Origin of the sequence: Actinokineospora diospyrosa (assembly GCF_024171925.1) — a bacterium.
In the GTDB taxonomy this organism is placed as follows: Bacteria; Actinomycetota; Actinomycetes; order Mycobacteriales; family Pseudonocardiaceae; genus Actinokineospora; species Actinokineospora diospyrosa.
The window spans coordinates 54,990-67,910 of record NZ_JAMTCO010000014.1 but is presented as its reverse complement, the minus strand read 5'-3'; the positions used below and the strand labels follow the sequence as shown (position 1 = coordinate 67,910).

At 71.2% G+C, this 12,921-nt stretch carries 11 protein-coding genes; 2 read left to right on the top strand and 9 right to left on the bottom strand.

The window, feature by feature from the left end; translation table 11 throughout:
- The 5 genes from LV75_RS26505 to LV75_RS26485 all read right to left on the bottom strand — a co-directional run bounded on the left by LV75_RS26505 (position 1) and on the right by LV75_RS26485 (position 4,940).
- Positions 1-2,265, bottom strand: a complete 2,265-nt coding sequence (locus tag LV75_RS26505) for a polyribonucleotide nucleotidyltransferase (protein ID WP_253889766.1) — start codon at positions 2,263-2,265, stop codon at positions 1-3.
- Positions 2,266-2,535: 270 nt separating this feature from the next.
- Complete coding sequence (rpsO, locus tag LV75_RS26500) at positions 2,536-2,805, bottom strand: 30S ribosomal protein S15 (protein WP_092778728.1); 270 nt, start codon at positions 2,803-2,805, stop codon at positions 2,536-2,538.
- Positions 2,806-2,889: 84 nt separating this feature from the next.
- Entirely contained in the window at positions 2,890-3,432 is a 543-nt protein-coding gene (locus LV75_RS26495) for a 2'-5' RNA ligase family protein (RefSeq protein WP_253889765.1), read from the bottom strand.
- On the bottom strand, positions 3,429-3,899 hold the full coding sequence (locus LV75_RS26490) for an XRE family transcriptional regulator (RefSeq protein WP_253889762.1): 471 nt from the start codon (positions 3,897-3,899) through the stop codon (positions 3,429-3,431). The genes LV75_RS26495 and LV75_RS26490 overlap by 4 nt, the downstream gene beginning before the upstream one ends.
- A gap of 105 nt (positions 3,900-4,004) precedes the next feature.
- Complete coding sequence (locus tag LV75_RS26485; protein WP_253889759.1) at positions 4,005-4,940, bottom strand: bifunctional riboflavin kinase/FAD synthetase; 936 nt, start codon at positions 4,938-4,940, stop codon at positions 4,005-4,007.
- Between the two features lie 156 nt (positions 4,941-5,096).
- On the opposite strand from LV75_RS26485, the gene LV75_RS26480 reads away from it, so the two are divergent.
- Together LV75_RS26480 and truB are read left to right on the top strand one after the other, a co-directional pair.
- The gene (locus LV75_RS26480; RefSeq protein WP_253889757.1) at positions 5,097-6,422 is read left to right on the top strand and encodes an MFS transporter; all 1,326 of its coding nucleotides are present in this window, start codon (positions 5,097-5,099) and stop codon (positions 6,420-6,422) included.
- An 11-nt stretch (positions 6,423-6,433) separates the two neighbouring features.
- Entirely contained in the window at positions 6,434-7,324 is an 891-nt protein-coding gene (gene truB / locus LV75_RS26475) for a tRNA pseudouridine(55) synthase TruB (RefSeq protein WP_372504233.1), read from the top strand.
- A 44-nt stretch (positions 7,325-7,368) separates the two neighbouring features.
- Here truB and LV75_RS26470 read toward each other — a convergent pair whose 3' ends face one another.
- The 4 genes from LV75_RS26470 to LV75_RS26455 form a co-directional block, all read right to left on the bottom strand.
- Positions 7,369-8,661 carry an MATE family efflux transporter gene (locus tag LV75_RS26470; RefSeq protein ID WP_308211042.1) on the bottom strand — a complete coding sequence of 431 codons (1,293 nt, stop codon included), beginning with the start codon at positions 8,659-8,661 and terminating at the stop codon, positions 7,369-7,371.
- A 736-nt stretch (positions 8,662-9,397) separates the two neighbouring features.
- Positions 9,398-10,795: an ABC transporter substrate-binding protein gene (locus LV75_RS26465; RefSeq protein ID WP_253889756.1), complete on the bottom strand. Its 1,398-nt coding sequence runs from the start codon at positions 10,793-10,795 to the stop codon at positions 9,398-9,400.
- A 218-nt stretch (positions 10,796-11,013) separates the two neighbouring features.
- Positions 11,014-11,997 carry a DHH family phosphoesterase gene (locus LV75_RS26460; RefSeq protein WP_253889754.1) on the bottom strand — a complete coding sequence of 328 codons (984 nt, stop codon included), beginning with the start codon at positions 11,995-11,997 and terminating at the stop codon, positions 11,014-11,016.
- A gap of 60 nt (positions 11,998-12,057) precedes the next feature.
- Positions 12,058-12,888: an alpha/beta hydrolase gene (locus tag LV75_RS26455; RefSeq protein ID WP_253889753.1), complete on the bottom strand. Its 831-nt coding sequence runs from the start codon at positions 12,886-12,888 to the stop codon at positions 12,058-12,060.
- Positions 12,889-12,921: the final 33 nt, after the last annotated feature.

Here is a 12,921-nt window from a genome sequence, read left to right as displayed (position 1 = left end):
TCACTGGGCGGGAGCCACCTCAGCCTCGGCGGGCACGGCGGCACCGTTGTCCGAGGCGGCGGCGGCGTCGTCCTCGCTGACCAGCACCAGGCTGATCTTGCCGCGCTGGTCGATGTCGGCGATCTCCACCCGGAGCTTGTCGCCGACCTTGACCACGTCCTCGACCTTGTTGACCCGCTTGCCGTTGCCCAGCTTGGAGATGTGCACCAAGCCGTCCTTGCCCGGCAGCAGCGAGACGAACGCGCCGAACGCGGCCGTCTTGACGACCGTGCCCAGGAACCGCTCGCCGACCTTGGGCAGCTGCGGGTTCGCGATCGCGTTGATCAGGCCGATCGCGGCCTCGGCGGACGGGCCGTCCGCGGCACCGACGTAGATCGTGCCGTCATCCTCGATCGAGATGTCGGCGCCGGTCTGCTCGGTGATCGAGTTGATCATCTTGCCCTTCGGCCCGATCACCTCGCCGATCTTGTCGACCGGGATCTTCACGCTGGTGACCCGCGGCGAGTACGGGCTCATCTCGTCCGGACCGTCGATGGCCTCGGCCATGACCTCCAGGATCGTGTAGCGCGCGTCGCGGGCCTGGCCCAGCGCCTGCGCCAGCACGTCCGACGGGATGCCGTCGAGCTTGGTGTCCAGCTGCAGCGCGGTCACGAAGTCCTTGGTACCGGCGACCTTGAAGTCCATGTCGCCGAAGGCGTCCTCGGCACCGAGGATGTCGGTCAGCGCGACATAGTGCCGTTCGGTCTCACCGGCAGCGTTCTCGATCTCATCGGACACCAGGCCCATCGCGATGCCCGACACCGGCGCCTTCAGCGGCACACCGGCGTTGAGCAGCGACATGGTGGACGCGCAGACCGAGCCCATCGAGGTGGAACCGTTGGAGCTCAACGCCTCCGACACCTGGCGGATCGCGTAGGGGAACTCGTCGCGCTTGGGCAGCACCGGCGCCAGCGCCCGCTCGGCGAGCGCGCCGTGGCCGATCTCGCGCCGCTTGGGCGAACCCACGCGGCCGGTCTCACCGGTGGAGAACGGCGGGAAGTTGTAGTGGTGCATGTAGCGCTTGTGCGTCTCGGGCGAGAGCGAGTCGATCTGCTGCTCGAGGCGGAGCATGTTCAGCGTGGTGACACCCAGGATCTGGGTCTCGCCGCGCTCGAACAGCGCCGAGCCGTGCGCCCGCGGGATCAGCGCGACCTCGGCGGACAGGCCGCGGATGTCGGTGAGGCCGCGGCCGTCGATGCGGACCTTGTCGCGCAGGATCCGCTGGCGGACCAGCTTCTTGTTCAGCGACCGGAACGCGGCGCCGATCTCCTTCTCGCGGCCGTCGAAGGCACCGCCCTCGACCGCGCCGACCTTCTCCAGCACCAGGGCCTTGACCTCGTCGATGCGGGACTCGCGCTCCTGCTTGTCGCCGATGGTCAGCGCGGCGGCGAGCTCGTCGCTCACGGCGGCCTCGACCGCGGTGAAGGCGTCGGGCTGGTAGGCCGGGAACGTCGGGTACGGGCGGGTCTCCTTGGCGGCGACCGCGGCCAACTGGGCCTGCGCCTCGCACAGCACCCGGATGAACGGCTTGGCCGCCTCCAGACCCGCGGCGACGACCTCCTCGGTCGGCGCCTGCGCGCCCTCGGCCACCAGGTCGATCACGTTCTCGGTGGCCTCGGCCTCGACCATCATGATCGCGACATCGTCACCAACGACGCGGCCCGCGACGACCATGTCGAACACGGCGGTCTTGAGCTGGTCGTGGGTCGGGAACGCCACCCACTGCTCGCCGATGAGCGCGACGCGCACACCGCCGATGGGGCCGGAGAACGGCAGGCCCGCCAGCTGGGTGGACGCGGACGCGGCGTTGATGGCCACCACGTCGTAGAGGTCCTGCGGGTTGAGGCTCTGCACGGTGATGACGACCTGGATCTCGTTGCGCAGACCGTCCACGAAGGACGGGCGCAGCGGCCGGTCGATGAGCCTGCAGGTGAGGATGGCGTCGGTGGACGGACGGCCCTCGCGGCGGAAGAACGCGCCGGGGATGCGGCCGACGGCGTACATGCGCTCCTCGACGTCCACCGTCAGCGGGAAGAAGTCGAACTGGTCCTTCGGCTGCTTGGAGGCGGTCGTCGCCGACAGCAGCATGGTCTCCTCGTCGAGGTAGGCCACGACGCTGCCCGCGGCTTGGCGGGCCAGGCGGCCGGTCTCGAAGCGGACGGTGCGCGTGCCGTAGGAGCCGTTGTCGATCACGGCCGTGGTCTCGTGCACAGCGATTTCGGTCATGTAGGGAGAACTCCTCGTCGTCAGGGCGGCGCACTGCCCGGGCACGGGGTCGCGGTTCATGACGAGGCCGGTCTTCGATCGAAGTCCCCGGAGCCCTCTCGGCTCGGCGGGAACCACTACCGAGGACCGGCGAACTGGTCCCGTGGCGCGCGGCGTGCTGCCCTGTTGGTTCGCCCGCGTGGTGTGCCGGTCCGGCACGCGCGGGGTGGTTTCGGTTCGGTTATGTACCCGGGGGGAGCGACCTGACGGCCACTCCCCCCGGGGTTCGAGCTATCGGCGCAGGCCGAGCCGCTGGATCAGCGACCGGTAGCGCTCGATGTCCACCTTGGTCAGGTAGTTCAGCAGCCGCCTGCGGCGACCGACCAGCAGCAGCAGTCCGCGCCGCGAGTGGTGGTCGTGCTTGTGCTGCTTGAGGTGCTCGGTGAGGTCCTTGATGCGCTTGGTCAGCAGCGCGATCTGGGCCTCGGGGGATCCGGTGTCCGAGTCGTGCACGCCGTACTCGGTGAGGATCGTCTTCTTCTGCTCGGTGGACAGAGCCACTCGTCAACTCCTCGTGGTGCCTGTGCCGTGTGGGAAAAGTCGGTATCAGCCGCCACGGACCGCAGCCGTACCCAAACACCAAGGTTAGCACCCTGCCCCGGGCGCGCCTGCGGTGAGCAGGGGCACGCGACCGATCGGGGTGTAGGTCCCCCGGTGGCTCGCGTAGAGCACCAGCTCGTCGGGAACCCACTGCGGGCCGTCGTACCCGCGCAGCTCAGCGGCCAGGTCGAGGCCTGAGGTGATCGGGATGGTCGGGGTGGACCACCGCGCGACGGTCACGTGCGGCAGGTAGTCCGGGTGGCCGCCGAGCTGGAAGTCGGCCGCCTCCGCCAGGTTACGCAAGTCCACCGGATCGGGGGTAGCGATTTTCAGCAGGCACACCTGCGCGAAGGTCCCCGAGCCGCTCATCCGCAGCCGCGGCGCCCGCAGCCCGCTCACCCGTTCGGTCAGCCGGGCCAGCCGCTGGTCGGGGTCGTCCCGGCCGTAGTAACCGACCGTGACGTGCCACTGCTCGCGGGGCGTCCGGCGCAGGTCGGGCGCGGTGGATGACCGGCACTCGGCAAGGCGCTCGGCCAGGTGCTCGGCGACCGGGTCGGGCACCGCGAACGCGGAGAAGATCCCGCTCACACGCGCTTTCCGGCGCGGCGTAACAGGTCGGCGAGGTCCGGGAAGCGGTCGTCGAGCAGCCCGGCGGCCTCGGTGAGGTCCTCGGCGCTGGCGAGCCTGCGCAGCGCGAGGATGGCGCTGCGGCCGACATCGACGGGCAGGTTGTCCCTGGTCACGGCCGGTTTCGAAGCGCGAACGTCGTCGAGCGCGCGCTGCAGCGCCTCGCGGCGGCCGGAGGCGACCTCGGGGGTGAGGATCTTGCGCTCCAGCATGATCAGCCTGGCCAGCACCGCCGGGTTGCCGATCTTGGCCCGCCGCCCGCTCATCACCTGGCTGAGCATCGGCGCGCTGATGCCGAGCACGTCGGCCAGGTTGGCCTGCGAGACGTCGAAGGCCACGACGAGCCTGCGCACCCGGTCCCCGAGGGGTTCGCCGTACCACTCCCGCTGCAACGCGATGTTGCGTTGGACGATCTTGTGGTCCTCCACCCGCGCCTCTCCCCTAGTGCCGGACCGGTCCCCCCTGACCTCGGGAGTATCTTGCCGGCCCACCGGTTCGTTTCGTGGGATAACCACCAGGGTGCTCCGGATGGCCTAACCGAGCAGCTCGCGGGTGCGGGCGACGTCGCGGTGCATCTGCTCGACGAGGGCCGCTGAGCTGGGGTAGCGCTCCATCGCGCGCAGCCGCTCGACGAAGTCGATGGCGACCCGCTGGCCGTAGAAGTCCTCCTCCACGTCGAGCACGAACGCCTCGACCCGACGCTCGCGGCCGGAGAAGGTCGGGTTGGTGCCCACCGAGACCGCGGCGCCCAGCGGTGCCCGGTTGTGGCCGTTGAGCAGGGTGAACCGGGCCGCGTAGACCCCGTCGGCCGGGACGGCGGCGAAGCGCGGGGTGGACAGGTTCGCGGTGGGGAAGCCGAGTTCGTGCCCGCGGCCGTCGCCGCGCACCACGATCCCCTCCAGCCGGTGCGCCCGGCCGAGCGCGGTGGCCGCGGCCCGCACGTCGCCCGCGTCGATGCAGGAGCGGATGTAGGTGGAGGAGAAGGCGAGTTCGCCCGCGGTCACCAACTCGGCGCCCTCGGTGGTGAAGCCGAAGCGCTGGCCGAGGGCGGTCAGCAGTTCGACGTTGCCCGCGGCGCGGTTGCCGAAGGTGAAGTTCTCGCCCACCACGACCGCGGCCGCGTGCAGGCGCTCGACCAGGATCTCGTGCACGAACTCGTCCGGGGCCACCTTGGACAGCTCCTGGGTGAACGGCAGCACGCAGAACACGTCCACGCCCAGCTCCTCGACCAGTTCGGCCTTGCGCCGCAGGGTGGTCAGCTGGGCGGGGTGGCTGCCGGGGCGGACCACCTCGGAGGGGTGCGGGTCGAAGGTGAGCACGGCGCTGGGCAGGTCGCGCTCGGCGGCGAGCGCGACGGCCCGGGCGATCAGTTCCTGGTGTCCTCGGTGGACTCCGTCGAACACGCCGATGGTCGCCACACAGCGACCCCAGCCCCCGGGTAGGTCCGCCAGACCGCGCCAACGCTGCACGGCTCGAAGCCTAGTGGGTGGTCGGTGCCGGTGCGCCCGCCCGGGTGTGTGACCGAACTCCCGGTTCGGGCGGGTGTGCGCGCCCACACCCTTAGCTAGGCTAATAATCGCGTCGCCACCGCCGGTGGTCCGCCACGCCGCGAGAGGAGCGGGCCGTTGCCAGCCACGGGGCGCAGGGCACTGGTGATCTGGGCGGCCGCCGCCGCGGTGTACCTGCTGGCGATGTTCCACCGCACCACGCTGGGGGTCGCCGGGCTGCAGGCCGCCGACCGGTTCGGCATCACCGCCGCCGAACTCGGCACGTTCACCGTGCTGCAGATCGGGTTGTACGCGGCCATGCAGGTGCCGACCGGGCTGCTGGTCGACCGCTTCGGCCCGCGCCGGGTGCTGACCGCGGCCGCCTTGGGCATGGGTGCGGGCCAGGTGCTGTTCGCCGTCGCCTCGAGCTACCCGCTGGCCCTGGTCGCCCGCGGCGTGCTCGGCATCAGCGACGCGATGAGCTTCGTGAGCGTGCTGCGGGTCGTCGCCGCGCACTACCCGCCGCGCAAGTACGCCCTGCTGGCGTCGGTGACCGCGGCGCTCGGGCAGCTGGGGAACCTGCTGGCGACCGTGCCGCTGACCTTCTTGCTGGCCAACGCGGGCTGGACGGCGACCTTCGCCATCGCGGGGGCGGCGACCGCGGCGTACTCGCTGGTCGTGCTGGTGCGGGTGCGCGACACCCCCGACGGCGAGCAGGAGCCGAGCCCGGCGACCTCGCTGCGCGAGGTGGTCGGCCAGGTCCGGTTGGCGTGGCGGGTGCCGGGGACCCGGCTGGGGTTCTGGGTGCACTTCGCGACGATGTTCTCCCCCGGCGTGCTGAGCCTGCTGTGGGGCTACCCGTACCTGGTGCAGGGGCAGGGCCTGTCGCCCGCGGCCGCCGGGTCGGTGCTGAGCCTGCTGGTGCTCGTGTCGATGGCGACGGCACCGGTGATCGGGCAGTTGATGAGCCGGTGGCCGGAGAGCCGGATGCCGATGGTGGCCTGGTTCCTGGTGGCGGCGGTGCTGGTGTGGGCGGTGCTGCTCGGCTGGCCGGGCGGTGTCGTCCCGCCGCCGGTGCTCGCGGTGGCGTTCGCGATCTTCGCGGTCGGCGGCCCGCTGTCCGGTGTGGCGTTCGCGCTCGCCCGCGACTACAACCCCATCCACCGGGTCGGCACCGCGAGCGGCGTGGTCAACGTCGGCGGCTTCACCGCGATCACGGTGTCCGCCCTCGGCGTCGGCCTGCTGATCGGCGGCGACACCGCCTCGGCCGGTCCGTCGACGTTCCGGATGGCGTTCCTCGCGGTGACCACCGTCCTGCTGCTGGGCGCCTGGCGGACGCTGGTGTGGTGGCGCCGCGCCCGGGCCGCCGTCTTCGCCGCCGAGACCAGGGGCGATGAGGTGCCGGTGCGGATCCGGCGCAGGCCGTGGGACATCCCGGCGGAGCAGGAAGCGGCGACATCTTAGGATTGCCGCTCGTGTCTCAGCGTGCAGCAGTCCCCCCCGGCCTCATCGTCGTCGACAAGGCCCCCGGCATGACCTCCCACGACGTGGTGGCCAGGGTCCGAAGGATCATCGGCACCCGCAAGGTTGGCCATGCGGGCACCCTCGACCCGATGGCCACCGGCGTCCTCGTCCTCGGCGTGGAACGCGCGACCAAGCTGCTCGGGCACCTGGCGCTGGACCGCAAGACCTACCTCGCCTCGATCCGCCTCGGCGTCGCGACCACCACCGACGACGCCGAGGGCGAGGTCGTGTCCGAGGCCGACCCGACCGGCGTGCCGGACGCGGCCATCGCGGCCGGGATCGCGGCGCTGACCGGTCCGATCCAGCAGGTGCCGAGCTCGGTCAGCGCGGTGAAGGTCGACGGGAAGCGGGCCTACGCGCGGGTGCGAGCGGGCGAGGAGGTCCACCTCGCGGCCCGCCCGGTGACGGTGTTCCGGTTCGACCTGCTCGCCACCACCCGCACCGGATCAGCCCTCGAACTCGACGTCATGGTCGACTGCTCCTCAGGCACCTACGTCCGCGCCCTGGCCCGAGACCTGGGCACAGCCCTCGGCGTCGGCGGCCACCTAGGCGCCCTCCGCCGCACCACCGTCGGCCCGTTCGACCTGCGCGTGGCCCGAACCCTTGAGGCACTGGAAGAAACCCCAACCCTCTCCCTCGACATGGAAGCCGCCGTCACCGCCGCCTTTCCCCGCCGAGACCTGGACCGAGTGGAAACCCTGGCGCTATCGCACGGAAAGCGCATCCCGGCGGCGGGGATCGAGGGCACTTACGGCCTTTTCGACCCGGCGGGCAAAGCGGTTGCTTTGGGAGTGGATGAAGGCAACACCGCAAAGGCATTGGTCGCCCTCAACGTCACCTGATAGCTGCACTATCTCTGAAGCGACTGCGCAACAAGGGAAGGCCGCTAGCGGGTGGCGCCGATGACTGCCCAGTGGCCGGTGCGCATGCGGGCCAGGAGGGTGATCAGGCGCAAGAGGATGAACAGGGTCAGGCCGGTCCAGATTCCGGAGAGACCCCAGTCGAAGGCGAGGGAGAGCCAGATCAGGGGGAGGAAGCCGACCAGGGCTGAGGCGAGGGTGGCGGTGCGGAGGTAGGCGATGTCGCCCGCGCCGAAGAGGACGCCGTCGAGGGCGAAGACGACGCCTGCAACTGGTTGCATGGCGACGAAGAACCACCAGGCGTGGGGGATCTCGGTGAGGACGGCGGGGTCGGTGGTGAAGGCGCGTGGGAGCACGTGGGACAGTCCGGCGAAGACAGCTCCTAATGCGATGCCGAAGATGAGGCCGTAGCGGGCGAACTGACCACTCAGGTCTCGGGCGCGCTTGGCTTGCCCGGCACCGAGTGCGGCGCCGACGAGTGATTGCGCGGCGATGGCGAGGGAGTCGAGCACCAGCGCGAGGAACGTCCACAGCTGGAGAACAACCTGGTGCGCGCCCACGGCACCGACCGAGGTGCGGGCGGCGACCGCGGCGGCGGACAGGAAGCAGGCCTGCATCGCCAGGCTGCGCAGGACGAAGTCGCGACCCAGTTTCAGCTGTGCCAGGACGACCCGGGGGCGGGGCGGCTGCGCGTGTCCGCGCAGCGCGACCAGGAACAGCACCGCCGCAACCGTTTGCCCCACCACGTTCGCCACGGCCGAGCCGTCCAGGCCCCAGTCGAGGAAGTGGACGAAGGTCGGGCACAGCACGAGCGAGACGCCGTTGCCCGCCAGGACGAAGCGCAGCGGTCGGCGGGTGTCCTGGACGCCGCGCATCCAGCCGTTGCCCGCCAGGGTGATCAGGACCATCGGGACGCCGCACAGGGCGATCCGCAGCCAACCCTCCGCCGCCGCCGCGACCTCGCCCGACCCGGCCAGCGCCCGCGCCACCGGACCGGCGACCAGTTGCCCGACCCCCACGAGCGCCAACCCGAGCCCCACCGCCAACCACGTCGCCTGCACCCCCTCGGCGGCGGCCTCCGCACCACGCCCCGCGCCGTGCAACCGGGCCGCGCGCGCCGTCGTGCCGTAGGACAGGAACGTCAGCTGGGTGGACAGTTGCGCGAGGACAACCGCGCCGATCCCCAATGCACCCAGTTGAATACCACCGAGGTGCCCGACCACGGCGGTGTCCACGAGCAGGTAGAGCGGCTCGGCGGCGAGAACGGGCAGGGCGGGTACGGCCAGTCCGAGGATCTGCCGCAACGAGGCTCGGTCCACCGGGCTGACAATACGCAGCCAGGTGTCACAGTGCCCGGTGATCGAGAAGGGTATCGATCAAGCCGGTGCCTCGACTGAGGACGTTGGCCGTGTCGGGAGTGTCCACGGGGTCCGGCATGCGATGGGCTCGGTGGGGCCGACTTGTTGTGCGTGGGGCACCCGCGCATGTCCACAAAGCAGAGGCGGAAGCGTGGCCGGTCCACGAACGACGCTACGGGCGGTGGGCCTCCACGCGAACGGTGGTGTGGCTGCGGGGTGGTGGGAGTGCGGGTGGCTCGGTGAGGCGAAGACCAGTGTGTCCGCGCTGGGCTGGCCGTGCGCGTGGCTCGATGGGCGGGTATCGGTGTGTCCACGCCGGGACTCGCAGTGCGGTCGGCTCGAACGGGTGGGTATCAGTGTGCCCGCGCCTGGGCTGGGAGAGCGTGCGGCTCGCTGCGAGGTATCCATGTGTCCGCCCCGGGGCTGGTAGTGCGTGTGGCTCGGTGGGGCGAGGTAGCCGTGTGTCCGTGCCGGGGCTGGGAGTGCGGTTGGCTCGATGGGGCGAACTTGTTTTGCGTGGGGCCCCTACAACACCCGTGGCAGAACCGCAAAGCAGGGGCCGAAAAGACTGGCCCTGCCGCGAGGAAACGCTACGGGTGCCGTCCCCCCACGCAAAACAAGTCCGCCCCATCGAGCAGTGGCAGGGGGCAGGTTGGTGAGGTGGGGGAGGTTGGGGCGGGGAGTGGTTGGTGGGGTGCTACTTGGCGGTCTTCCAGAACTTGGCTTGGCGGTCGGCCATGGCGTCGATGAAGTCGGCGGCGGAGATGTTGCCGCGTAGGAGGGTGTCGGTGAGTGGGTAGAGGACGGTCTCGGCCCACGCGCCACCGGCCAGGGCGTTGACGCCGTCGAGGTAGAGGGCTTGTTCGGTGCCGGGGTCGGACAGGGCGGCTCGGATGTCCTTTTGCGACTCCGGGACGGCGAGGTCGGCGCGGGGGGTGAGGTTGTCGGCGACCGCGGGGACGCCGGAGAGGATGTCCTTGTTGAGCACGTAAGCGATGAAGGCCTTGGCCGCGCCCGGGTTCTTCGCCTTCGCGGTGATCGCGAAGCCGACCGGGATGCGCTCGGCGACGATGTGCGAGGCGGCGCCCGGCTGCGGGAAGGGGAACGAGCCGAGGCTGATCGAGCGGTCGCCGCCCTTCTTGTCCAGGTACTGCTTGGACTCGCTGGGCAGCCACCCCGGCATGGACAGGTACGCGGCCTCGCCGTCGGCCCAGCGCTGCTGCAGGGTCGGGTACTTGGCCGAGTCCCAGCCGGGGATCAGGTACCGGCCCTTGGCGATCTTCTCGACGAACTCGGCCGCCTGGTAGAGGCCGACGTCGTTGCGCCACACCTCGCCCGTCTTGTCCTGGGCCGCCTTGGTCAGGCCGCCCGCGCCGAGGAAGCGCACCGCGGCCTGGGTGAACAGCGACGCGTTGGACACCGGGCGGTCGCCGTCCTGGGCGAGCGCGGCCACGCCGGAGGACTTGGCGTTGTCGAACAACTGGAACAGCTCTTCGGTCGTCTTCGGCGCGGTCACCCGCCCGGCGACGGTGCGGTCGTACCACCAAGCGGACCCGAACACCACGTACGGGATCTCGAAGATCTTGCCGTCGGGCCCCTTGTTCTGCGGGAAGTCGTAGGAGGCCGCGGGCAGCACGTCGCGGACCTTCAGCTCGCCCTCACCGACCTTGTAGTCCAGCACGTCCTCCACCGGCTGCGTTCCACCTGCGCTGACCACCGACGCCATGACCTGGCTGACGTCCTGGTCGAACAGGTCGGGCACGGTGCCGGTGTTGAGCGCGGGCGCCACGTTGCGGGTGAGCAGGTCGCGGCCCAACCACAGCACGTTGACCTTCACCCCGGTCTTGTCGGTGAAGCAGCGGATCGCCTTGCTCAGCACCTTGCCCTGCGGCTCGTCGGCGTTCCACATCGACCAGTAGGTGAACTCCTTGTCCCCGTCGGGCCGGATCCCCGCGTCCGGGCAGTCGGAGTCGAGGTAGGCGATCGCGCCTTGGGGCGCACCGACGGCCGGGTCGGCTCCCCCACCGCCTGACCCGCACCCCGCGACCACCAACGCGGACGCGAGCGCCAGCAGCGTGACCTTGGTCGACCGCATGACCACCACCTGATCGAGTTGGGCGAAACACCGGCGGCGCACGTCCCGACCCACACGCCCGGTAACGAATGGTTTATACCATCAGGCCATCACATGACCGCGGGAAAACGTCGAGAAGTCGCGCTTTCGCGGCCGGGGGATCACGCCCGGTCCCGACCCGGTCACCCAGTGGTCTACTCCGCGCGGTCAACCCCGCCCGGGGGTCCGGTGTGGACGGCTCAGGCGAAGGCGTTCTTGATGAGCACCAACACGTCCTCGGCCGACCCGCGCGCCGGGAAGCCCGCGGCCAACCGGTGCCCGCCGCCGCCCAGCGACGCCGCGACCGCGCGCACGTCGGCTGATCCCACCGCGCGCAACGACACCGACCAGTGACCCGGGGTGATCTCCTTGGCCACCGCGGCGACCTCGGCGCCCTCGACGGTGCGCACCAGGTCCACCACGCTGTCGGCGTCCTCGGGTTCCAGCCCGGCCAGGTCGGTCAGCGACACCACGGTCAGCACCAGCCCGCGGCCGTCGACCGCGTCCGGCACCAGCTGCGCGCGGGCCAGCACCGAGGACACCATCCGCAGCCAGCCGAACGGGTGCGAATCCATCAGCTGCCTGGCCACCTCGGTCGGGTCGGCCCCGGCGGCGATCAGGCGGCCCGCGGTGGCGTGCGTGTCCGGGGTGGCCCGGCGGAACGAGCCGGTGTCGCCGATCAGGCCCGCGTACAGGCACTTGGCGATCTGCGGGGTCAGCTCGGCGCCCAGCTCGTCGAGCAGCGCCAGCACGAGCACCACGGTGGCGGGCGCGGTCTCGTCGATCAGGTGGTCGGTGCCGAAGCGGGTGTTGGCCACGTGGTGGTCCACCACCAGCACCCGACCGCCCGCGGCGATCGTGGCGGGCACCCGGTCAACCAGCTGCCCGAGCCGCTGCTCACTGGCGCAGTCCAGCGCCACCAGCAGCGACGGGGCGGCCGGGACCGCAGGCGCGGGCACGACCAGCCCGATCGGGTCGAGACCGCGCAGCGAGCGCGGGACCTCGGTCGGGAAACCGAAGGAGACCCGCACCACCGCCCCGCGCGCGTGCAGCGCCAAGCCCAGCGCCAGCGCGCTGCCCAGGGCATCGGCGTCCGGGCTGACGTGCGCGAGCAGCGTCACATCGGTCGCGGTGCGGAGCAGGTCGGCTGCGGCGGCCAGGTCGGCGGCAAGATCGGTTCCCACCCCACCCAGGGTTCCCGCGCGCGGGCGCGCTGTCCAGTCGGGCCACCCAGCGGACCGGGGTCAGGGCGTCTTCTTGCCCAGCGAGTCGCCGATGTTGCGCAGCACCTCCGGCAAGATCTTCTTCCAGTAGACCGTCGAGTGGTCGCCGTCGCCGAAGACCGCCGGGGTCGCCTTGGTGCGCTGGGCCAGCTCACGGGCGGCGGGCAGCAGCGGGTCGTCGGTGCCGCACCACACCGCGAACGGCAGCCCGGCCACCGCGGTGAGGTTGCGCAGCGGCTCCGCGCGCTGCCACTGCTTCTCGTCGGTGTAGCCGCCGAACTTCTCCGCGTCGCGCCAGTCGGTGAACACCGCGGGGCTCAGCGCGCTCAGCAGCGCCAGCCCCGGGGTGCGGGCGTACTCGAACGCCCCGACCGCGCCGGAGGAGATGCCCAGCACCGAGAACGGGGTGTCGGCGAGCTCGGCGCGGCTGAGCCAGTCCGGCAGCTCCTTGGCCAGCATCGTCTGCGGCGCGCCGAGCCAGCTGCTGGTGCCGCCGTCCACCGCGACCACGGCGAACGGCCGGGTGCCCGCGCGCACGGTGGCGGTGAGCAGCGGCGGCAGCCCGATCTCGACGAACTGGTTGGCGTCGGTGCCCTCGCCGTGCAGCGCCAGGCAGACCGGCAGCGGCCCGGCGACCTCGCGCGGGCGCATCACGATCATCTTGACGTCGCCGATCGAGGAGCGCCAGATCAGGTTGCTCACCGAGGTCGAGTCGACCGGGGGCACGCTGCTGGGCAGCGGTTTGGGGGTCGCGGCCGGGGTCTGCTGCTGCTGGCGGGCACCGCAGCCCGCCGCGGCCACCGCGGCCGCACCGGCGATGAGCAACCCGCGTCTGGTCCAACGTCCGTCCACTGTGGAACTCCCGTGGTGGGATGATCGGTGGTC